The sequence below is a fragment of the Corynebacterium sp. LK2510 genome (assembly GCF_040946405.1).
Classification (GTDB): domain Bacteria; phylum Actinomycetota; class Actinomycetes; order Mycobacteriales; family Mycobacteriaceae; genus Corynebacterium.
Map to the genome: position 1 here is coordinate 1 of NZ_JAYWLR010000025.1, position 20,274 is coordinate 20,274.

Below are 20,274 nucleotides of genomic sequence, written 5' to 3' on the forward strand. Positions count from 1 at the left end.
TGTTCCAGCGATCTGTGCAAACTCCGAGGAGTCTGATGTTTAACCATTCTGGACTGCGTTCATGGTCACGCCCGTGGATTGCAGTCCTCACAGCGCTGGCGATGGTCCTCGTGACCGTTGGCATCCAGTCGCCCCCTAAAGCTAATGCCGCAGAGGTGCAGCCCACCGGAATTCAGTTTTCACTGACAGACCCTGACCGTAATCCAGTAACGGAACTCAATGAGACGACTCCATACATATTCTCGTTTGAATTCCAGGTCCCCGACGGTACAAGTCCCGGCGACCAATTTACGGTTACCCTTCCAGAGTCGTTCTCCGTGGTGGAAAGGAATTTGGCGTCGCTTGGCGACGGAGCAATCGCCACCGTGGACGGCAATGTAGTCACAGTGACCTTCGGGGAAGGCATCGGTGGACAAATCGATATTCGCGGAGGCCTCGAGGTGGTCGCGAAGTACAATCACTCAGGTCCGGATGGTGGAGATGTTGACGTTTCCGTAACGGTTGGAAAGCAGTCCGTTTATGAGAAAATTCTCAAAGGATCCGGGCCTCCTCCGAATCCACCGATGACGATCAACAAATGGTCTGGGTGGGAGGTCGACGGGAAAAACTTTGGGACGTTGGAGAATTTGAAGATCCACCGAGCGGACCACAATTATCAGTGGATCAAGCCCGCTGAGGGACAAGTGTTTGCGCACTGGTTTATTGAGCTGAACAACTGGCAGGGGAACAACCCTCCCGAAGTCATTGGGCAAAACGTCATTGTCACTGACAAGCTCGCCGGATTGCCGGCCGGATTCAGTCCAGCAGTGGTACCGGCCGTAGAGGGAGCGCTCAATCAGCAGCAGTTGGATGCACAGCTCGAAGGATCATATTTGAGGAACTTTTTCTCTGTAGCTGTTCGAGATGAGGGAAAAGTTGTCCCGTATCCGGAGCTTGGAAATCAGGGTGAGACGGCGAACTTCATCACCTTCGAAAGAGACTCATTCACGTTTCGCGTGTCGGACTACCTTCAGTCAATTGGTGTGAACCCTTCGGATAAAGCTCAGTACGCAATTAACTACTATTCCCTTGTTCCAGCGGTCAGTGCCAATATCAGTAATTCGGCAACCGTCACATCTGATGAATTTACTACTCCTGGTACCGATGTGGGTTGGTACAAGTCCGTTGACACAATTGGGTGGATTGACAGAAAATCGCCCGTAACGACGCTTACGGTCAACAAAGTTTGGTGTGATGTTAACAAGGTCTGCAGTGATATGGACCCGGGGGTCGCTCCGGACCTGAGCGTCGAATTCGAGCTTCTTGCCAATGGTCAACCGGCCAAATTGTCTGATGGAACCCTAGCTCCCAAGTTGATGATTAAACCGGGGGAAACGTCCGTAATGTGGTCCGACTTGCCGACCCAATCCTACCCGTTGGTTCCTATTGTCTATACGGTCAAGGAAGGTCCGGTAGCAGGCTTCACATCGAAAGTCAGTGGGCCCTTTACTCCAGATTTGACTAACCCTTCAAAAATCCCAAATGGCGCGATCACAGTAACAAACACCGGCGCACCGATTTCGACGACCACGCCGTCGTCGGAAACGTCGACGACCACGCCGTCGTCGGAAACGTCGACGACTACGCCTGCGACGACCACGCCGTCGTCGGAAACGTCGACGACTACGCCTGCGACTGTGACTACGACGCTCAACGCAATTCCTCCGAGGCCGTCGGCTGATCCGTCTACCTCGACAACGTCGACGCCGACGGGACCGAACAAGGTTCCTCCGGGGCCGACAGTTGGCCCGATGACATCGACAGTGAAGCCGACCCCAAGTCCAGCCGCGTCTCAGCCGAAGGCTCAGCAGACTAGTGCTCCGGCATCGCAGCAGAAGTCTGCTCAGCCGCAGCAGCGCACGCTGGCCAACACGGGTGCTAACACCACGACCATCGCTCTGGTCGCGTTGGTGATGCTGGTCATCGGCGGTTCGATGATCATTGTTCGCCGCCGCGCACAGTAAACAGCGCACGCGGTAGAAGTCTCCGCACCAAGCCCCGGCACTGATCTTTACGATTAGAGCTGGGGCGTTGGTATATGCCCACTCTTTGTCTCCAGTCAGGAGCAAACAACTCTGACGCGAGTCCACGTAGTCGCGCGGCGTAGCGATCGATCTTCTTTGCGTCACGAGATCGGTCTGCGCGGATTCCCCCGGGTGCTGGTCTTGGAATAGACACACAGGCCAAAGCCTTCGCAAGTGCACCGGTCTTTCCGATCTCCCGTCATCAAGCGACGAAGCGCACCAGACCTCGCTGGAGCATGGGCACTCGCGCCATTGGAGGGCCGGGGGAGGGGTTGCCTGGGGCAATCTGTCGCCCGCCCCCTACTGCGCCTCCCGGTGCTACTCTCGGGCTTGTATCATCCACTGAGTTTTGCCTAGTGACGAGGGAGTTTGCATGTCTGATTTCACCGGAAAAGTTGCCCTCGTAACCGGTGCCGGTTCTGGTCTGGGCCAGGCCATCGCCGAGAATCTGGCGTCGAAAGGCGCCAAGGTCGTCGTCTCGGATCTGAACTTGGAGGCGGCAGAGAAGGTTGTCGAAGAGATCAAGCAGGCCGGCGGCGAGGCAGTGGCGTTCAAAGCTGACACCTCGAACGCTGAGCAGAACAAGGAGGCGGTCGAATTTGCTGTCGAGACCTACGGTTCGCTGGAGCTCGCAGTCAACAATGCCGGTATCGGTGGTCAGACCGCCAAGGTTGGTGAGCTGGACATTGCTGACTGGGACAAGGTCATCGCCGTCAACCTATCTGGTGTAGCGTACGGAAACCGCTACCAGATCGAGCAGTTCTTGAAGCAGGACAACACCAACGAGACAGCGATTGTGAACATGGCCTCGATTCACGGTGAGGTCGCTGCTCTGGGGCACGCCGCGTACACCGCCGCGAAGCACGGAGTTGTCGGCCTGACCAAGAACGCGGCTGCTGAATACGCTGAAGCGGGCATCCGCATCAACGCCGTCGGTCCGGGCTACATTGCCACCCCGCTGCTCAACGAGCTTCCTGACGACTTCCGCGAGACGCTCGTGTCTAAGCACCCCCTTGGTCGCCTTGGCCAGGCTGACGAGGTTGCTAACCTCGTGGTCTTCCTCCTCAGCGACGAAGCTTCCTTTATTACAGGGAGCTACCACCTTATCGACGGCGGCTACACCTCTGTTTAGAACCCGAAAAACCTAGTCGCCCCGGCCCGATGTGAGCCTTACGCCCACATCGGGCCGACGCGTGTCTCCACCCCGAGCGGTTCGACGTGGACTAGGGTCTCTGCTCCGCCGAGCTCGCGGGCGATGCCTTCTTCGACGATGTCGGCATGCGTGTGGGAATAATCGACGGTCCAGTCGCCCGGGACCTGCATGATCACGCTGACAAAGCGGTCGCGGCCGAAGGCGACAGCTCTCACGGAGGTGAACTCGACGCCGTGTTCGGCGGCGACGGAGTCGAGGAAGGCGTCGATAGTTGCGAGTTCGTCGTCGGGAAGCGCCTCCGATAACAAGCCGACGATCGATTCCTTCAAGAGGCGGTAGCCGGTGAAGAGGATGTTGATGCCGACTCCCAAGGCGATCAGGGGATCGAGGGCGTGCCACCCTGTCAGGGTGACGAGGAAGATGCCGATGAGGACGCCGACGGTTGTCCAGACGTCGGTAAGCAAATGGTGCCCGTCGGCGTTGAGTGTTGCGGATCGGTACTTCTTGCCGGCGCGGATCAGCGCGATACCGACGACCAGATTGATGACGGCGGCCGCGGTGGACAACACCACACCTAACGTGGGTTGCACGATTTCTTGCGGGTGGATGAGGCGGTCGATGGCCGTGTAGATGATCGCCACGCCAGCGATCAGGATCATTGCGCCTTCCACTTGGGCCGAGAAGTATTCTGCCTTGGCGTGGCCGAACGGGTGGTTGTCGTCGGCAGGCTTAGCCGAAATCCTTAGCGCCCACAGGCCGACGGCTGCGGCGACGACGTTGATGACGGACTCGATGGCATCGGAGAGGAAACCGACGGAACCGGTTACCACCGCGGCTGCGAGTTTGAGGCCGAAAGCGGAGATGGCGGCGCCGATGGAGAGCCACATGAACTTCTCCAACAGTCTTTGCTCGCGCGCGATCTCGGGCGGGGCTTCGGCAAGGTTGATAGACACGGGGATCCTTCGAGGTTGGGGCGCGCGGCCGCACTCGCGGCACGACCGTTCGGCGCCGTGGTTCACGGTTCCGAAGGTCTCGTTCACTCCCCGTGGAGCTGACAGGCCGGGCGAAAGCGCCAGTGTGTCGACCTGCCACGACTATCCGGCGTGGAGCCGGGCAGCGGATCTACTCCCCTTCAACGACACTCAGCGTAGCACGGCGCAGAGTACAGACGGTAGGCTGGGGCGACGTTAACCCACTGGTAAGGAGTGTTTTCACATGGGACGCTGGGTCATCGCAATCATCGGTGCCGTGATCGGTGCGCTGTTTTTCGGGTGGCTGCTGGGCATGCTCGGAGTAAGCGGAATGCTCTACACGATTGGCGTGCTTGTCGGATCCGCGGTGACATCGTCGCTGGCGGGTGCTCTCGCCCGTCCGCGCTAACACCCCACCCGCTAGCGGGCGAGAATTACCGCGCGATCCGCATGACGCGGTGCGCGATGCCCGCATCGAGGTATTCTGGGCCCTCGGCGACGAACCCGAACTGCCCGTAGTAATTGGTCAGCCCGGATTGTGCCTCGATGACAAGATCCCCGGGCCAGCGCGTGGTGTACTCGATCGCTGCGCGCACCAGTTCCGGGCCAAGCCCGGTTCCGCGGGCGGCCGGTGAGACCACGTAGCGGCCGAATCGCGGACCGTCGGGGGTAGGGAAGACACGCCCGCACGCGAGCAACTCGCCATCATCACCCCACGCGAGTACGTGGCGGGTCTCCGGATGCGCGTCGATGGCGTCAATCTCCGGGTAGGCACAATTCTGCTCCACCACGAACACATCGACGCGGAGACGAAACAGCCGGTAGGCCTGCTCGGCGGTGAGCTCCGTCAGCGCGACGAATGAGATCATGCGGGGGAGTAGGGCTCGAGGCGCTTCGTGCGCCCGTAGGCGAGTCTGCGGTGGGTCTGCTCGAACGGCCCCGGAATGCCGCGGGCCTCCATGGCGCTTGCCAGTACCAAGGTGATGAGCCACACCAGCACGCCGACCGCGGTCTTGCCGGTGACTGTCGCGTCCAGTCCCAACCCAAGCCCGAACGGCATGACGAGTGCGACAAACAGGAACGACTGGGCGAGGTATCCGCTCATGGAGCGCTTTCCCAGCGCGACAAAGGGATACATCCACGCCGGGGCCGTGGTGGTGCCATGGGCTGCGAACTCGGCGTGCATCCGTTTTTGGATCGGGTTCACGGCGAGAGCAAGCCCGGCGAGAATTCCGGGGCCGGTAAGCAGGCCGACTGTGCTGTTGATCATGGACAGGGGCAGCTCGAGTGCGGGGTCGATCACGCCGACGGCAGCCAGCCCCAGCGGCAGCCCGACTGTCACGACCACGGCTGCCGCAATGCCCACCCATGTCAGAAGCACTCGGCGGTGCGTGTCAACGTCAGTCAGGTAGCCTTCGCGGGCCCAGACAATCCCGAGGAGAACCAGCGCGCCAATCGAGATGACGGCGACGGGCAGGCTCACAGCGACAGGAACCGCAGCCTGGGCGTTTGAGGCCAAGTAAGCGCCCAGCGTGTCCAGGTCCCCGGCTGGGGCGCGCAGCTCAGGAAGATACGCCGAATCCGTCATGTACATGGCGACAGAGCTAACGGCGGTGATCACGATGGTCAGCCCCAGGGCACAGTAGACGGTGATGCGCAGTGCCTTTGTCGGCGCCGTGAGCATGAGTGCCGCAACAATTCCGATCGCCCCGTAGACGCTCATGATGTCGCCGTAAAACAGCAAAAACATATGCGCGAAGCCAAACAGGGCGAGAAATCCGTAGCGACGGATGAGCACCTTTCGTGCTGCGGCGGGTGGGTAGCCCTTGCGGTGCAAGCTGGCGGCGATGAGGCCAAAACCGAACCCGAGGAGAGTGGTGAACATCGGCAGTCCACGGACGTGGACAAACATTGCCGCGAGTACCGCGACGACCGAGTCGACGCTACTGCCTGGGTGGATCCCCCCGAGTGTGGCGCCAGGGTCGGTCCCGTTGTCGAGGAGCCAAGCCTGGGAGACGTTGGCGGTGGCGATTCCGAGAAGGGCTAGTCCGCGGGCTAGGTCGGGGACGATGAGGCGGGGAGCAGGTTTCACGGGGGCAACCATAGCAAGCGGGGCGTTGTCTGAGCGATGATTCAGATGGAACAGGTGTAATCTGGCGTTCCTACAGCTTGCTCGTGTGTTGTGTGGGAAGGATTTTGCCGTGACGATTGTGCGCCGCCGGGGCCGTGTTGGAGTGCTAGCGAGTGCCGGAGCGCTGGCTGCGGTCGTGGTTTCCGCGTTCGCGCCCAATGCGTCAGCCGAGGAGATCGACCCCAACTACGTGTGGCACTCCGACCCAGTCTCGACGTTCCTTGCCGGCAAGCCCTTTGGCACCGAGGTGCTCCACCGAGTGCCCGGGTCCTTCCACGACGCTCCCCGCCGCCCCGAATCAGACGGGCACACCTCTGTCTACGGTCCCGGCACTCCGGTCTACGTGGGCGATAACATGTGCACCGTGGCCGCGGCCGGGCACGACGCCGAGGGCCGCAAGGTGGCGCTGACCGCAGGCCACTGCGGCGGCCCGGGCGCGAACGTCACTTCGGCGGACACTCCGGAGGTGGGGGCGTCGGGGACCGTTGTCACCGCCGATCCCGCGCTCGACTACGCGGTCATCGAACTCGGCTCCAATGCGGAGGTTAGCCGCAGCTACAACGGGGTGACCGTCAACGACATCGGCGGCGCACCGCGGCGCCCGGGTGAGGTCGTGTGCAAAGACGGCGTCGCTTCCGGCCACACCTGTGGCGTGACCCTGCATGACTGGGGGACGGAGAACATTGCCCACGTGTGCGCCATGCCGGGCGACTCGGGTGCCCCGCTGGTCGTTGGCGACCGCATGGTGGGCATCGTCGCGGGCGGGATCGTTCCCGCCGCGCAGAACCTGCCGTGCTACAGCCCGCTGCAGGGCCCAATCCACGGGCCGACCCGCAGCGCGCGGATGGACTCGGTGCTGAACTCGCTCAACGCCAGCGACGCGCCGGGCCGCGGGTTTACGCTCCCAGAGCGTTAAGCACCGCGTCGTGCAGGTGGCCATTGGTGGCCACCGCGTCGCCACCGTGCGGCCCGTCCTCGCCAGCCAGCGAGGTGAAACGGCCGCCGGCCTCGGTCACCAGCAGCGCCAGGGGAGCGAGGTCCCACAGCGAGACCTCTGGCTCGGCCGCGATGTCGACCGCGCCCTCGGCAACGAGGCAGTAGGAGAAGAAATCGCCGAACCCGCGCAGGCGCCAGTTCTGCTCGGTCAGGGCGATGAAGTTGTCCTGCAACCCGCGTGCGGTCCATCCTTCGAGCGATGACATGGACAGGGAGGCGTCGTCAAGCTTGGCCACGCCAGAGACCTGCAGGCGCTTGAGTGGGCCGCCGTTGAAGGAGCGCCAGGCGCCGGCGCCGGAGGAGGCGTACCAGCGTCGCGTCAGGGCGGGGGCGGAGACGACGGCGGCGACGGGGGAGCCGTCGACAAGCAATGCGATCAGCGTCGCCCAGACGGGCACGCCGCGCACAAAGTTCTTCGTGCCGTCGATGGGGTCGATGACCCACTGGCGGCCCTCAAACGCGGCCTGGCCGCCGAATTCCTCGCCGAGGATCGCGTCGCCCGGGCGGGCCTCCTCGAGTTTGGCGCGCAGTGCTTTCTCCACGGCGAGGTCGGCGTCGGAGACGGGTGTCATGTCCGGCTTGGACTCCACGGTCAGATCCGCGGCCTCGAAGCGCTCCATGGTCAGCGAGTCGGCGATGTCGGCCAGCTCGAGGGCGAGTGCGAGGTCGTCTGCGTAGTTAGGCATGACTGTTAAGCCTAGCGGCAATGTCGTCGACCATTCGCGCATTACCCGCCACGCACCACCTCACCCCTCCCGCGTCAACCTTTGTGGCGGTGCCGCCAACGGCCTCGATCAGGGCCTTGCCCGGAAGCCAGTCCCAGTCCGCGACGCTGTGCTGCAGCCATGCCCCGAACTGCCCGGAGGCGATGTTGGCCAGGTCGATCGACCCCGCGCCGCCCATGCGAAGGGTCGCGGCATCGCGCGCCACGCTCAGCCACGTCTCGCGGACGGCATCGTCGCGCATAAACGTCGGGTGGAGGTAGGTCACGAGGGCTTCCTCGCTTATCGACGCCTCCCGCAACCGCCCCAGCTCCCGCCCGTTGCGCGTCGCCACACCGTGTGACGCCACCCACGTCGTCTGCGTCGCCGGGCGGCTCACAGCCCCGACCACGATTTCGTCGCCGCCGGTCAGTGCGAGCGCCGAGCAGAAGTAGTCCGAACCCTGGGAAAAGTTGAACGTGCCGTCGACCGGATCGATGACCCACGTGCGCCCGCTTGCAGACGCTTTCGCGGCACCTTCTTCACCAACGATCCCGTCGGCGGGGCGCAGCGCCTCGAGCACCGTCGTAGTGAACTCCTCCGCGGCGCGGTCGGCATCCGTGACGACATCGGAGATCGACGTCTTGTAGTCGGTGCTCAGGCCCTCGTCGCGCATGTGCAGCGCGAGCTCGCCGGCGTGGGTGACGAGTGCCCGGGCGAGCTCGGCGTCGTCGGCGCTGGCGTGGGTGGCAATGAACTGGTCGGTTGTTTCGGGGGCAGCCATGTCGTTCATTATGGTCAATGAGCCCGCGTGCTTCAGCGCGAAGAAGCACGCGCCGGGCAGCAGGCTAGACTGTGGGGCTATGCATCCCGAGACCTCGTCACGCATCCAGAACCTTGATTCGACGCTTACCACCATCGAAAAAGTGATGGATCTCGAGGAGATGGCTGCCCGTGCACGCGAGCTCGAGCAGCAGGCGGGGGACCCGTCGCTGTGGGACAACCCCGAGCACGCGCAGAAGGTGACCACGGAGCTGTCCAACGTCCAGTCGCGCCTGCGCAAGATCACCTCGCTGCGCACCCGCGTTGACGATCTTCCCGTCATGGTGGAGCTCGCCGAAGAAGAGCAGGACCCGGCGCTTGTCACCGACGAGCTGGCATCGCTGGAGGAGCAGCTCGGCTCGCTAGAGGTGCAGACCATGCTCTCCGGCGAGTACGACGAGCGCGAAGCCGTGGTGAACATCCGCTCCGGCGCAGGCGGGGTCGACGCTGCCGACTGGGCCGAGATGCTCATGCGCATGTACGTGCGCTGGGCGGAGAAGAACGGCCACAAGGTCGACGTGTACGACATCTCCTACGCGGAAGAAGCTGGCATCAAATCCGCTACCTTCGCCGTGCATGGGGAGTACATGTACGGCCAGCTGTCGGTGGAGCAGGGAGCACACCGCCTCGTGCGCATCTCGCCCTTCGACAACCAGGGCCGCCGCCAGACCTCGTTCGCCGAGGTCGAGGTTCTTCCCGTGGTGGAGCAGACAGACCACATCGACATCCCGGACTCGGACATCCGCGTCGACGTCTACCGCTCCTCCGGTCCCGGCGGGCAGTCGGTGAACACCACCGACTCCGCGGTGCGCATCACCCACATTCCGACAGGCATCGTCGTGACCTGCCAGAACGAGAAGTCCCAGATCCAGAACAAGGCCTCGGCCATGAACGTTTTGCAGTCCAAGCTGCTCGAGCGCAAGCGCCAGGAAGAGAAGGCGGAGCTCGACGCGCTCGGTGCCGGCGGCAACGCCTCCTGGGGCAACCAGATGCGCTCCTACGTGCTGCACCCGTACCAGATGGTGAAGGACCTGCGCACGAACTACGAGGTGGGGGATCCGCAGAAGGTGCTCGACGGCGACCTCGACGGCTTTCTTGAGGCCGGAATCCGGTGGCGCATGGCGCAGTCCCAGGAGAACGCTGAGTAGTTTTCTGCCCCACCTGTAACGGGTAGGGTTGGGCGGGTGATCAGATTCTCGGACGTGACCAAGATCTACCCCACCTCAACCCGGCCAGCGCTGGACAACGTCTCCTTTGAGATCCAGGACGGCGAGTTCGTCTTCCTCATCGGCCCGTCCGGTTCTGGCAAGTCGACGTTTTTGCAGTTAATGATCCGCGAGGAGAACGTCGATAGCGGTGACATCTACTTCAACGACTTCCACGTCAACGCCCTTAAGGGTCGCGAGATCAACCGCCTGCGCCAGTCCATCGGCTACGTGTTCCAGGACTTCCGCCTGCTGCCCAAGCTCAACGTCTACGACAATGTGGCGTTCGCCCTCGAGGTAACGGGCAAGTCCAAGTCGCGCATCTCCAAGCTCGTGCCCGAGGCGCTCGAGCTCGTCGGCCTAGACGCGAAGGCGAACCGCATGCCCAACGAGCTCTCTGGCGGCGAACAGCAGCGCGTGGCGATCGCCCGTGCCTTTGTCGATAGGCCCCCGCTCGTTCTTGCTGATGAGCCCACGGGCAACCTCGACCCGGCCACCGCCGACGAGATCATGGGCCTGCTCGCCCGGATTAACCGCCTTGGTTCCACCGTGGTCATGTCCACTCACAATGCCCGCGCCGTCGATGACATGCGCCAGCGCGTCATGGAGCTGCACCTGGGCAAACTTGTCCGCGATGACCAGCACGGTGTGTACGGAAGGGGCAACCGCTAATGAACTACGCATTTGTCGTGCGCGAGGGCCTCAAAGGCCTCGGTCGCAACATCACCATGACCGTCGCCCTTGTGATCACCACCGCGCTGTCGCTCGTGCTCGTGGGCGCCGGCATTATGATCTCGCAGGCCACTTCGGAGACGAAGGACCTCTACCTCGACCGCGTCGAGGTGATGGTGGAGCTCGACGAGGACATTTCCGCGACAGATACTGACTGCTCGAGTACCGCCTGCCGCGAAGTGCGCGACACCCTGCAGGCCGACGACCGCGTTGAACAGGTCACGTTCCGCTCCCGCGAGCAGTCCTACGAGCGCTTCGTCGAACTGTTCCAAGACACGGAACCCGAGCTCGTCCGCGAGACCGCCCCCGACGCGTTGCCCGCCGCGCTGCACGTGCGCCTGAACGACCCCACGGACCCGGCGCCTATCGACGCCGTCCGCGACATGCCCCAGGTCGCCGTCGTGACCGACCAGGCGGATACCGTGCGCGAGGCCGCAGGCACAATGGACACCTTCCGCAACGTCGCATTCCTCGTCGCGGCTGCCCAGGCCCTGGCGGCGCTGTTCCTCATTGCCAACATGGTTCAGCTCGCGGCATATAACCGTCGTGAGCAGATCGCCATCATGCGCATGGTCGGCGCCTCGCGCTGGTTTACCCAGGCACCGTTCGTGCTGGAGGCGGCCGTGTCCGTGCTTGTTGGCGGAATCATCGGAACCCTTGCGGCCTGGCTGTCCAAGCGTTACGTGGTCGACCCGATGCTCAGCGACCTCTATGCGGCCCAACTCATTGCACGTGTGCCCGACTCTGCGGTGTGGATCATCATGCCGGTTGTCACGTTCGTGGCCGTTGCCTTGGGCGCTGTCGCAGCTCAGGTGGCTCTGCGCAGTTACGTGAGAAAGTAGCAGGTAAACTGCTCCTAGTTATGGCCAAGAAAAAGAAGAAGCAGACTCACGCAGGGACGATCGCGTCGAACCGCAAGGCGCGGCACGATTACACGATCCTGGATTCGTACGAGACAGGCATCGTGCTCGTCGGTACCGAGATCAAGTCGCTGCGCGAGGGCAAGGCGAGCTTGGTCGAGGCGTTCGCCACCATCGACAATGGCGAAGTGTGGCTGCGCAACCTCCATATTCCGGAGTACTCGATGGGTTCGTGGACGAATCACTCGCCGCGGCGTACCCGCAAGCTGCTCATGCACCGTAGGGAGATCGACTCGCTCGAGGGCAAGCTTCGCGACGGCAACCGCACTCTCGTCCCGCTCTCCCTCTACCTCAAGGAGGGCAAGGCGAAGGTCGAGCTGGGCCTGGCCCAGGGTAAGCAGGATTACGACAAGCGCCAGGCCATCAAGCGCCGCACCGAGGACCGCGAGATCGCGCGCGACCTTGGCCGCAAATTTAAGGGGATCAAGGCATGAAAAAAGCACTCATCACCGGAGCCTCGCGCGGCATCGGCCGCGCCATTGCGCTCGAGTTGGGTTCCGACCACCACGTCTACGTCGGCGCTTCCCGGGATGCGGGGGAGGTCGTGGACATGCTCCCGAGCGCCGAGCCCTTCGAGGTCGATCTGCGTGACCCGGAGGCGATCGCGGCGGCGTGCGCGAAGATTGACGAGCTCGATGTGCTCGTCCACGCTGCTGGCGTCTACCCCAGGGGGCCGTTCGATGAGCTCACGGAAGAGCAGTGGCGCGACGGCTTCGACACCAACGTCCACGCCGCGATCCACTTGGTGCGCGAGTTTTTGCCCGCTTTACGACGCTCCCAGGGCCTCATCCTCACCATCAACTCCGGCGCCGGATTCCACGGAGTGGAGGAAGGCAGCATCTACTGCGCGTCGAAGTACGCCCTGAAGGGCTTCACCGACGTCCTGCGTCTGGAGGAGCAGGGGAGGGTCCGCGTCACCTCGCTGCACCCCGGCCCGACCGATACCGACATGATCGCCGGCGACGACCGGCCGAAGATGCAGGCGTCCGACGTGGCCAAGGCCGTGCGCCTCGCCGTCGTCGCCGGGCCCGACACCGTCATCGACTTCCTGCGCATGACACCCTTGCGCAAGTAGCAGTCGCCGAGTAAAGTCAACTCTCCTACGATTCCCGTAGTTAATGGGGCTGATTTTGGTTTCGACTTCATTGACCAAGCCAGGGGAAGCGTGCCGGTGCAGGCTGGAGACCACCGTAAGCGTCGCAGCAACCAATAAGCGCAGAGAAGAACTCTCAGCGTGACTACGCCCTCGCTGCCTAAGAGCTAGCGACCGCGTGTCTGTCAGGCCGGGCTCGTCCCCGACCCGGTACCTGGCATCGACTTAGGGGACTTGCCCAAGGGCTGTGTCAGTGCGGCCTGCGGGGACTTTTCACACTGACTGGGCCCGTCATCCGGACATGTTCGCCTGATCCGGAGGGCCGAGCAGAGACCTTGCGCGGACTGCGCACGGAGAAGCCCTGGCGCGGTGATGAAGGACCCGGGTTCAATTCCCGGCAGCTCCACCGATTGAGGCGGGCCCCAGACCAGCAACGGTCTGGGGCCCGCCTCATTTCTGCGTTACGGAGCAAGAGACGGTCGTTGAGAGTGAAAGGCGATCGCGGACGGGAGCAACGTTGCGTAAGTGTCCCTCCCTGGAGTATTGAAAACGAATTCCAATAGTTGCTAGGATTCTTTCGTTAGCCCGGCATCGAGCGCGCGTGAGCGCTCAGGCCGCCGGCACGGAAAGGATCCAGTGAAAACGCATGCGCTTGTTCTGACGAGCATAAGCCTCGTGGCGGTCGCCGCCGCGGCTCTGTGCATCGGCCCAGTGACAACGCCTATCCGGGACGTTGTCGCTGCGATCGCGGCGATGGCCTCGGGGGACAAGCTCTCGGCGACGGAGATCCTGATCACGCAGATTCGCCTTCCGCGGATTCTCACCTGCGCGCTCGTGGGCGGGGCGCTCGCGGTCGGGGGAGCGGCGATGCAGGCAGTCTTTCGTAATCCGCTGGCGGAGCCAGGTATCACCGGTGTTGGCGCGGGTGCCGCCTGCGTTGCGGTGGCAACCATCGTTACAGGTCTTGCCGCGACCCACCCCGTGCTGATGTCCCTCGGCGCGTTCGCCGGCGCGCTGCTGGCCACGTTCCTCGTGCAGGCTGTGGGCTCGCGCGGCTCCAACGCGACACTTCTGCTGGTGGGCGTCGCGCTGAACTCATTTCTCGGCGCTGTGATCGCGGCGATGGTGGCTAACGCCCGCGATTCCGAAGACGCGCGCTCGGCCATGTTCTGGCTCAATGGCGACCTCACGGGCAGCACATTCGCGAACGTTGCACTCGTGGTCGGGCCGGTTCTGCTCGGATCCGCCGGCGTGGTGATCCACGCCCGTGAGCTCAACTTGTTTGCCCTGGGCGAAGCGACGGCTCAGTCCAGCGGTGTGGCCGTCAAGCGCGTCTCGCACACCGTTCTGGCGTGCGCGGCCTTGGCTACGGCGGGAGCGGTGGCGACTACGGGCGTGATTTCTTTCGTGGGCTTAGTCGTGCCGCACCTCATCCGCCTCGTCGCGGGCGCTGACCACCGCTTCCTTCTGCCCGCGAGCTTCCTAGTGGGGGCGAGCTTTCTCATCGTGGCCGACACCGCCGCGCGCATGCTGTTCAATCCGGTGATTCTGCAGACCGGTGTGATCACTGCGTTGATCGGTGCGCCCTTCCTCCTGTTCCTTGTTCTCCGCGGAGGGCGAACCGTATGAGCATGCAGAACGTGGGCGTGCAATTGCGCGATCTTTCCGTGGCCTACGGCGCCCGAACGGTTATCGACGTCCCGTGTCTCGAACTCGCGGCGGGAAAAGTGCACGGCCTGATCGGGCCCAACGGGGCGGGAAAATCAACGCTGATCAAGGCGGTGTTGGGGCTCACCAAGCACTCCGGTGAAGTCCTTGTGGACGGCCGCGACATGGGGCAGTTGTCGGCTAAGGCGCGAGCGCGGGTCATGAGCTACATCGCGCAAGAGGCGCTGGATCCCACGCCGTTCACCGGGCGCGAGGTCGTAGAAATGGGCCACTATTCCCACACCGGCCTCACCGCAGCGCTCAAAGCCCGCAGGGTTGACGCGGCACTCGCCCTGACCGGTGCCGACGCATGGGCGGACAGACCCACGGCTGCCACCAGTGGCGGCGAGCGCCAACTCACGGCGCTGTCCCGGGCGTTTGCTCAAGATTCCGCCCTCATGCTTCTCGACGAACCCCTAAGCGCCCTCGACGTACGCCACGAGCTCTCGGTCTTGAAAGCTCTGTCGCGATGGGTTGCTGAGAATCCGCAACGAACAGTGGTCATGGTGCTCCATGACCTCACCCTCGCCGCGCGCTTCTGCGACGAGCTGGTGCTGCTCGCACCCGGCGAGCGCGGCGCCACCGTGTTCGCCCGTGGCGCGCCGGAAGGTGTGCTGACCCGCAACAACATCCAGGCGGTGTTCGACATTGACGCTGCAGTAGAACGCAGCCCCGTCACGCACAAACTCATCGTCACACCTCTCTAGAATCGACTAACCCTTTCACGAAAGGCTTTTGATACATCATGGCGAGAAATCTCCTTGGCGCTTCCGTTCTGCTGTCCTCACTGGTTCTGGTGTCAGCGTGCGGTTCTAACGCTGCCGACAATGCGGCCCCCACCACGACGCAGGCGACAACTGCCGGCACCGAGTCGCCAGCCGCTACGCAGTCCGCCGAGAATGAAACGTCTCAGTACACCCGTATCGTGGCTGTCAGTACGGAGACCGCCAATATGGCGCTGTCTCTGGTCGATCCCGAGAACTTCGCGGCCGTCGCGGAAAGCGCCAAGGCGCCGGGGATGGGGGAGTTCCCGGAACTCGCCCGCCGCGTTGAGGGCACCGTTCCGCAGTCCACCAACCCGGATCCGGAGCAGATTCTTGCGATGCAGCCGGACCTGGTCCTCCTTACCTCGCGCCACGGGGGCGAGAAGACCTTGGCTGATCAGCTCGAGGCGGCCGGCGTTGAGACCCTCAATTTCTCGTCGAGCGACTTCGAGACGCCGGAAGCGTTCGCGGCGTCTCTGCGCACGCTTGCAGACACCCTCGGTGTCAGCGCGAAGGGGGAGCGCCTCGCTTCTGACTTCGAGGCGAAGATCGCGGAGCTGGACGCGAAGAGGAACCCCGCCGCGAACCCGTCGATGGTGGCGCTGATGTCGCGCGGGCCTGCCGTGATGGCCATGGATGCTGAGAACACGCTGCCGGGTCTCGCGCTGCGTGCCGGCGCGACTGACGCTGCGGGTGCTGCAGGAATCACCTCGACCGGCCCGATCGATGCCGAGCTCCTGGCGCTGGCGAACCCAGACATCATCTTCGTGGAGGACTTCATGGGCCGTGGCCTCGAGCCGTTCGCGGCGCTGCTGGAGAACCCGGCCGTGGCTGAGGTTCCCGCGGTGGCCAACAGTCGAATCGTGCTAATGCCCATGAACGAGGCCAGCGCGATTGCGGGCGAAAACATGGCTGTCGGCTACGAAAAGATCCTCAACGAAGTCAACAAGTAAACCCTTATGTAACTCACGACACCATCGCGGCCCTCTGTGGTCTTACCCCCATGCGACCAATTAGGAAACACTCCTGTAGTGTAATTCTTTGAAACGCCGGGGGTAAGGGTTGGCTTGCTTTCCAGCCGGCGCTAGTTTTAGGCAGGCAAACCTAACCTAACTCTTATCTGAGGAGTCGCCCACATGATTCGTCACTCTTCCCGAGCTGCGTTGCTCGCCCTGACCGCAGCTACGTCGCTTGGCCTCGCTGCGTGCTCTACCGCCGAGCAGGGCACCGCGACCACCTCTGCTTCCGCGAACGCCAACACTGTTACAGTCGAGGACAACACGGGTTCGAAGGAGGTCCCGAGCCCGCCGCAGCGCGTCGTCGCCCTGGATAACCGCAGCTTCGAGATGCTCGATAACTGGGGCATTAAGCCGATCGCAGCAGCCCAGGGCATCGTGCCTGTGACCATTCCGGGCATCGGTGACGACGACAGCATCGTCGACATTGGAAACCACCGCGAGCCGAACCTGGAAGCCATCGTCGCTGCCGATCCGGACGTGGTCGTCTCCGGCCAGCGCTTCATGAAGTTCGACTCCGAGATCGAGGGCCTCGTCCCCGACGCGGTCCTTCTCGACTTCGAGCCGCGCGAGGGCCAGCCCCTCGACGCCGAGCTCATCCGCCACGCCAAAGCCATGGGCGAGGTCTTTGACAAGCAGGACGAGGCGCAGAAGCTTATCGACGACTTCACCTCCGCGCTCGAGCGAGCCAAGGCCGCCTACGACCCCGAGCAGACCGTCATGGGTGTCAACGTCTCCGGCGGCAACATCGGCTACGTCGCCCCGGGTATTGGCCGCGTGTGGGGCCCGGTCTTCGACATGATCGGCATGACCCCGGCGCTTGAGGTGGAAAACGCCACCAACGACCACCAGGGCGACGACATCTCCGTCGAGGCGATCGCCCAGGCGAACCCGGATTGGATCCTGGTCCTCGACCGCGATGCCGCCACCCGTGACGACGAAGGCTCGCCCGCTGCCGAAGCCGTCATTGCTGACTCTGCGCCGCTGCGCAACGTTGCTGCCGTGCAGAACCAGCGCGTGTACATCGCCCCAGTTGACACGTACACTAATGAGTCGATCATCACGTACACCGAGATCCTCAACCAGCTCGCTGACTCCTTCGAGGCCGCCCAGTAATGACCCCAACGTCCGCCGAGACCCGCCGCCCGCTTCTGGAATGGAAGCTGCTGGCGGGTATCGGCGTTGTGGTGGCTCTACTGGTTGTCTCGCTGTTCGTGGGGCAGTACGACATCTGGAAAAACGTCGATGGCCTCGACATGTTTCGTGAAACCCGTGTGCCGCGCACCATCGCGCTGATTCTCGCGGGCGCGGCCATGGCGATGAGCGGGCTGATCATGCAGATGCTCACCCAGAACCGGTTCGTTGAGCCCACCACTACCGGCACGACAGAATGGGCCGGACTCGGTTTGCTGACTACGCTGGTGTTTTTCCCGCACGCGTCGATCCTGGTGCGCATGATCGTGGCGGTCGTCTTCGCGTTCGTTGGAACAGTCGTGTTCTTCCTCTTCCTTCGCCGGGTGCGCCTGCGCTCCTCGCTGGTCGTGCCGATCGTGGGCATCATGCTCGGTGCCGTGGTCAGCTCGATCTCGACGTTCTTCGCGCTGCAAACCCAGTTGCTGCAGTCGCTGGGCGTGTGGTTCGCAGGTTCCTTCACCAGTGTTATCGCAGGCCAGTACGAGGTGTTGTGGGTCGTGCTCGCGGTTGTGGTCGCGGTGTTCTTCTACGCGGACAAGCTGACCGTGGCCGGCCTCGGCGAGGACATCGCCACCAACGTGGGGCTGAACTACAGCCGCATCGTGCTCATCGGCACCGCCCTGGTGGCGGTCGCCTCCGGCGTGGTCACGGTGGTCGTGGGCAATCCTCCGTTCCTGGGGCTGATCGTGCCCAACATCGTCAGCATGCTGCGCGGTGATGACATCCGCTCGAACCTGCCGTGGGTGTGCGTCCTCGGCATCGGCATCGTCACTGTGTGCGACCTGCTTGGCCGGACCATCATCGCGCCGTTCGAGATGCCCGTTTCCGTCATCCTTGGCGTCGTTGGCGCGGTTGTGTTCGTCGTGCTGATTGTGAGGCAGACCCGAGTTGCGTAGTTTCACGAGTACTCGCGCCCCCCGAAATGTCGGCGCCTTCCAGTCATCGAGAAGCGCTCGGCGTTATTGGCTCGCGCTGGCGAGCTTCGGCGTCTTGGCTATGGTGTTCGTGGCCGGCCTCATCGCCTACGAGAACCCTGTTGAGTTTGGGACCCGCGGTTATTGGCTGATTGCGGAGCGCCGGCTCTACGCCGTGGCTGCGATGCTCATTGTTGCGCTGTGCCAGGCGGTCGCCACCGTCGCGTTCCAGACGGTGACGAACAACCGTATCCTGACGCCGTCGATCATGGGTTTTGAGTCGCTCTACATCGCCATCCACACCGCGACCGTGTACTTCCTCGGCGCGAACGGGCTCAACAATGCGCGGACGCTGCCGATGTTCATCGCGCAGATCGCGGTCATGGTGACGCTGTCGCTGATCTTGTACACGTGGTTGCTTGTCGACTCCAACTCCAACATGCACGCCATGCTGCTCGTCGGCATCGTCATCGGTGGGGGACTGGGCTCGCTCTCCGCGTTCATGCAGCGCATGCTCACGCCCAGCGAGTTCGACGTGCTCACGGCGCGCATGTTCGGGTCGGTCAACAACGCGAACCCCGACTACTACCCGGTGGCCGTGCCCTTGGTGCTGGTGGCGGCGACGCTGATGTACCTCAACTCGCGGCGCCTCAATGTCCTGGCACTCGGCCGCGATGTCGCGGTGAACCTCGGGATCAAGCACCGCAAACACGCGATTTACACGCTCGTGCTGGTCTCAATCCTCATGGCCGTTTCGACGGCGCTGGTTGGGCCGATGACGTTCTTGGGGTTCCTTGTGGCAACCCTGGCCTACCAATTCACCGACACCTATGACCACCGCTACATCTTCCCGATGGCATTTCTCCTTGGATTTGTGGTGTTGACCGGTGCGTACTTCGTCATGAACCACATCTTCTACGCCCAGGGCGTGGTCTCCATCATCATCGAGCTCGTGGGTGGCATCACCTTCCTGGTGGTCATCCTCAGAAAGGGGCGGCTGTGATTACGCTTACCGACGTCAGGAAGGACTACGGCGACGACGTCGCCATCGGACCCGTCAACCTGCAGATCCCCGCCGGAGGCATCACGGCGCTTGTCGGACCAAACGGTGCCGGCAAGTCGACTCTGCTCACGATGATCGGCCGCCTTCTCGCCGTCGACTCGGGCACCGTCGAGATCGCCAACATGGACGTCACCTCGGCAAAGTCCCAGGACTTGGCCAAGGTCATCTCGATTCTGCGCCAGGAGAACCACTTCATCACGCGCCTGACGGTGCGCCAGCTCGTCGGGTTCGGCCGGTTCCCCTATTCGCAGGGCAGGCTTACCGACGACGACGAGACCATCATCTCGAAGTACATCGACTTCCTCGGGCTCAAGGAGTTGGAGAACCGCTACCTCGATCAGCTCTCCGGCGGTCAGCGTCAGCGCGCGTACGTTGCGATGGTTCTCTGCCAGGAGACCGAGTACGTGCTTCTCGACGAACCCCTGAACAACCTGGATATCGCCCACTCCGTCGAGATGATGCGCCACCTATACGACGCCGCGCGCGACCTCAACCGCACGATCATCATCGTCGTGCACGACATCAACTACGCGGCGCGCTACGCGGACTACATCTGCGCCGCAAAGAACGGCCAGATCGTCGCCTTCGGAACCCCGCGGGAAATCATGCGCGACGACCTGCTCACGGACATCTTCAACACCGACATCACAGTCATCGATGGTCCGCATGGTCCAATCGCCGCATATCACTAGCCTGACCTGGGAATTTGCTTTGTTGTTGGGTTGTGGTTAATGTTTCATCTCGCTGCTTCGGCGGGTGGGAGTTACTTCCTTAAGCCGGGTGGTGTGAAGAACTGACAAGTTGATAGTGGTGCAGAGTGCTGGTTTTA

General features: G+C 63.0%; 21 protein-coding genes and 1 other RNA gene. 17 read left to right on the forward strand and 5 right to left on the reverse strand.

Translation table 11 applies throughout. The annotated features are described in order from the left end of the window. On the forward strand, positions 1-2,003 hold a 2,003-nt coding region (locus VVR41_RS10055; protein WP_368524653.1), incomplete at its 5' end, for an Ig-like domain-containing protein. Between the two features lie 433 nt (positions 2,004-2,436). Beyond that, the gene (locus VVR41_RS10060) at positions 2,437-3,195 is read left to right on the forward strand and encodes an SDR family NAD(P)-dependent oxidoreductase (RefSeq protein WP_368524654.1); all 759 of its coding nucleotides are present in this window, start codon (positions 2,437-2,439) and stop codon (positions 3,193-3,195) included. A 38-nt stretch (positions 3,196-3,233) separates the two neighbouring features. Here the strand turns inward: VVR41_RS10060 and VVR41_RS10065 are convergent, their stop codons facing one another. After that, positions 3,234-4,103, reverse strand: coding sequence for a cation diffusion facilitator family transporter (locus tag VVR41_RS10065; RefSeq protein WP_368524668.1), 870 nt, complete (start codon positions 4,101-4,103; stop codon positions 3,234-3,236). Positions 4,104-4,431: 328 nt separating this feature from the next. On the opposite strand from VVR41_RS10065, the gene VVR41_RS10070 reads away from it, so the two are divergent. Continuing rightward, positions 4,432-4,596 carry a glycerol dehydrogenase gene (locus VVR41_RS10070; protein ID WP_321101513.1) on the forward strand — a complete coding sequence of 55 codons (165 nt, stop codon included), beginning with the start codon at positions 4,432-4,434 and terminating at the stop codon, positions 4,594-4,596. A 25-nt stretch (positions 4,597-4,621) separates the two neighbouring features. Here VVR41_RS10070 and VVR41_RS10075 read toward each other — a convergent pair whose 3' ends face one another. Continuing rightward, the gene (locus VVR41_RS10075) at positions 4,622-5,056 is read right to left on the reverse strand and encodes a GNAT family N-acetyltransferase (protein WP_368524655.1); all 435 of its coding nucleotides are present in this window, start codon (positions 5,054-5,056) and stop codon (positions 4,622-4,624) included. Continuing rightward, entirely contained in the window at positions 5,053-6,279 is a 1,227-nt protein-coding gene (locus VVR41_RS10080) for a DUF418 domain-containing protein (protein ID WP_368524656.1), read from the reverse strand. Before VVR41_RS10080 ends, VVR41_RS10075 begins: the two co-directional genes overlap by 4 nt. 109 nt (positions 6,280-6,388) lie before the next feature. On the opposite strand from VVR41_RS10080, the gene VVR41_RS10085 reads away from it, so the two are divergent. After that, positions 6,389-7,234, forward strand: a complete 846-nt coding sequence (locus tag VVR41_RS10085; protein ID WP_368524657.1) for a S1 family peptidase — start codon at positions 6,389-6,391, stop codon at positions 7,232-7,234. Here VVR41_RS10085 and hisN read toward each other — a convergent pair. After that, positions 7,215-8,000 (reverse strand): histidinol-phosphatase, encoded by a 786-nt coding sequence (gene hisN, locus VVR41_RS10090; RefSeq protein WP_368524658.1) that lies wholly within the window; start codon positions 7,998-8,000, stop codon positions 7,215-7,217. The two genes, VVR41_RS10085 and hisN, sit on opposite strands and share 20 nt — an antisense overlap. Continuing rightward, a complete protein-coding gene (locus tag VVR41_RS10095; protein ID WP_368524659.1) occupies positions 7,993-8,799 on the reverse strand; it encodes an inositol monophosphatase in 807 nt (268 codons plus the stop codon). Before VVR41_RS10095 ends, hisN begins: the two co-directional genes overlap by 8 nt. Positions 8,800-8,878: 79 nt before the next feature. On the opposite strand from VVR41_RS10095, the gene prfB reads away from it, so the two are divergent. From prfB to VVR41_RS10160, 13 genes are all read left to right on the forward strand, one after another. Next, entirely contained in the window at positions 8,879-9,985 is a 1,107-nt protein-coding gene (prfB, locus tag VVR41_RS10100; protein ID WP_368524660.1) for a peptide chain release factor 2, read from the forward strand. Positions 9,986-10,021: 36 nt separating this feature from the next. Further along, the gene (gene ftsE / locus VVR41_RS10105; RefSeq protein WP_321101527.1) at positions 10,022-10,714 is read left to right on the forward strand and encodes a cell division ATP-binding protein FtsE; all 693 of its coding nucleotides are present in this window, start codon (positions 10,022-10,024) and stop codon (positions 10,712-10,714) included. Further along, the gene (ftsX, locus tag VVR41_RS10110) at positions 10,714-11,616 is read left to right on the forward strand and encodes a permease-like cell division protein FtsX (RefSeq protein ID WP_368524661.1); all 903 of its coding nucleotides are present in this window, start codon (positions 10,714-10,716) and stop codon (positions 11,614-11,616) included. The genes ftsE and ftsX overlap by 1 nt, the downstream gene beginning before the upstream one ends. Positions 11,617-11,636: 20 nt before the next feature. Then, on the forward strand, positions 11,637-12,128 hold the full coding sequence (gene smpB / locus VVR41_RS10115; RefSeq protein WP_321101530.1) for an SsrA-binding protein SmpB: 492 nt from the start codon (positions 11,637-11,639) through the stop codon (positions 12,126-12,128). Beyond that, positions 12,125-12,769 carry an SDR family oxidoreductase gene (locus tag VVR41_RS10120; protein ID WP_368524662.1) on the forward strand — a complete coding sequence of 215 codons (645 nt, stop codon included), beginning with the start codon at positions 12,125-12,127 and terminating at the stop codon, positions 12,767-12,769. Before smpB ends, VVR41_RS10120 begins: the two co-directional genes overlap by 4 nt. A gap of 45 nt (positions 12,770-12,814) precedes the next feature. After that, positions 12,815-13,196: a transfer-messenger RNA gene (ssrA, locus tag VVR41_RS10125) on the forward strand. A gap of 266 nt (positions 13,197-13,462) precedes the next feature. Continuing rightward, complete coding sequence (locus VVR41_RS10130) at positions 13,463-14,416, forward strand: FecCD family ABC transporter permease (protein ID WP_368524663.1); 954 nt, start codon at positions 13,463-13,465, stop codon at positions 14,414-14,416. Beyond that, positions 14,413-15,201, forward strand: coding sequence for an ABC transporter ATP-binding protein (locus VVR41_RS10135; protein WP_368524664.1), 789 nt, complete (start codon positions 14,413-14,415; stop codon positions 15,199-15,201). Before VVR41_RS10130 ends, VVR41_RS10135 begins: the two co-directional genes overlap by 4 nt. A 38-nt stretch (positions 15,202-15,239) precedes the next feature. Continuing rightward, positions 15,240-16,211: an ABC transporter substrate-binding protein gene (locus VVR41_RS10140; protein WP_368524665.1), complete on the forward strand. Its 972-nt coding sequence runs from the start codon at positions 15,240-15,242 to the stop codon at positions 16,209-16,211. Between the two features lie 183 nt (positions 16,212-16,394). After that, entirely contained in the window at positions 16,395-17,390 is a 996-nt protein-coding gene (locus tag VVR41_RS10145; RefSeq protein ID WP_368524666.1) for a siderophore ABC transporter substrate-binding protein, read from the forward strand. Further along, positions 17,390-18,364: an ABC transporter permease gene (locus VVR41_RS10150; protein ID WP_368524667.1), complete on the forward strand. Its 975-nt coding sequence runs from the start codon at positions 17,390-17,392 to the stop codon at positions 18,362-18,364. Before VVR41_RS10145 ends, VVR41_RS10150 begins: the two co-directional genes overlap by 1 nt. A 100-nt stretch (positions 18,365-18,464) precedes the next feature. Further along, on the forward strand, positions 18,465-19,385 hold the full coding sequence (locus VVR41_RS10155; RefSeq protein ID WP_368524669.1) for an iron chelate uptake ABC transporter family permease subunit: 921 nt from the start codon (positions 18,465-18,467) through the stop codon (positions 19,383-19,385). Beyond that, positions 19,382-20,137, forward strand: coding sequence for an ATP-binding cassette domain-containing protein (locus VVR41_RS10160; protein WP_321103983.1), 756 nt, complete (start codon positions 19,382-19,384; stop codon positions 20,135-20,137). Before VVR41_RS10155 ends, VVR41_RS10160 begins: the two co-directional genes overlap by 4 nt. Positions 20,138-20,274: the final 137 nt, after the last annotated feature.

Bases quoted from the DNA above. Each gene is read 5' to 3' on its own strand.
- VVR41_RS10070 (WP_321101513.1), top strand. From the start codon at position 4,432: ATGGGACGCTGGGTCATCGCAATCATCGGTGCCGTGATCGGTGCGCTG.
- VVR41_RS10095 (WP_368524659.1), bottom strand. From the start codon at position 8,799: ATGGCTGCCCCCGAAACAACCGACCAGTTCATTGCCACCCACGCCAGC.
- VVR41_RS10140 (WP_368524665.1), top strand. From the start codon at position 15,240: ATGGCGAGAAATCTCCTTGGCGCTTCCGTTCTGCTGTCCTCACTGGTT.
- VVR41_RS10060 (WP_368524654.1), top strand. From the start codon at position 2,437: ATGTCTGATTTCACCGGAAAAGTTGCCCTCGTAACCGGTGCCGGTTCT.
- smpB (WP_321101530.1), top strand. From the start codon at position 11,637: ATGGCCAAGAAAAAGAAGAAGCAGACTCACGCAGGGACGATCGCGTCG.
- VVR41_RS10065 (WP_368524668.1), bottom strand. From the start codon at position 4,103: ATGTGGCTCTCCATCGGCGCCGCCATCTCCGCTTTCGGCCTCAAACTC.
- ftsX (WP_368524661.1), top strand. From the start codon at position 10,714: ATGAACTACGCATTTGTCGTGCGCGAGGGCCTCAAAGGCCTCGGTCGC.
- VVR41_RS10155 (WP_368524669.1), top strand. From the start codon at position 18,465: ATGGTGTTCGTGGCCGGCCTCATCGCCTACGAGAACCCTGTTGAGTTT.
- prfB (WP_368524660.1), top strand. From the start codon at position 8,879: ATGCATCCCGAGACCTCGTCACGCATCCAGAACCTTGATTCGACGCTT.
- VVR41_RS10075 (WP_368524655.1), bottom strand. From the start codon at position 5,056: ATGATCTCATTCGTCGCGCTGACGGAGCTCACCGCCGAGCAGGCCTAC.
- VVR41_RS10150 (WP_368524667.1), top strand. From the start codon at position 17,390: ATGACCCCAACGTCCGCCGAGACCCGCCGCCCGCTTCTGGAATGGAAG.
- VVR41_RS10135 (WP_368524664.1), top strand. From the start codon at position 14,413: ATGAGCATGCAGAACGTGGGCGTGCAATTGCGCGATCTTTCCGTGGCC.
- VVR41_RS10145 (WP_368524666.1), top strand. From the start codon at position 16,395: ATGATTCGTCACTCTTCCCGAGCTGCGTTGCTCGCCCTGACCGCAGCT.
- hisN (WP_368524658.1), bottom strand. From the start codon at position 8,000: ATGCCTAACTACGCAGACGACCTCGCACTCGCCCTCGAGCTGGCCGAC.
- VVR41_RS10120 (WP_368524662.1), top strand. From the start codon at position 12,125: ATGAAAAAAGCACTCATCACCGGAGCCTCGCGCGGCATCGGCCGCGCC.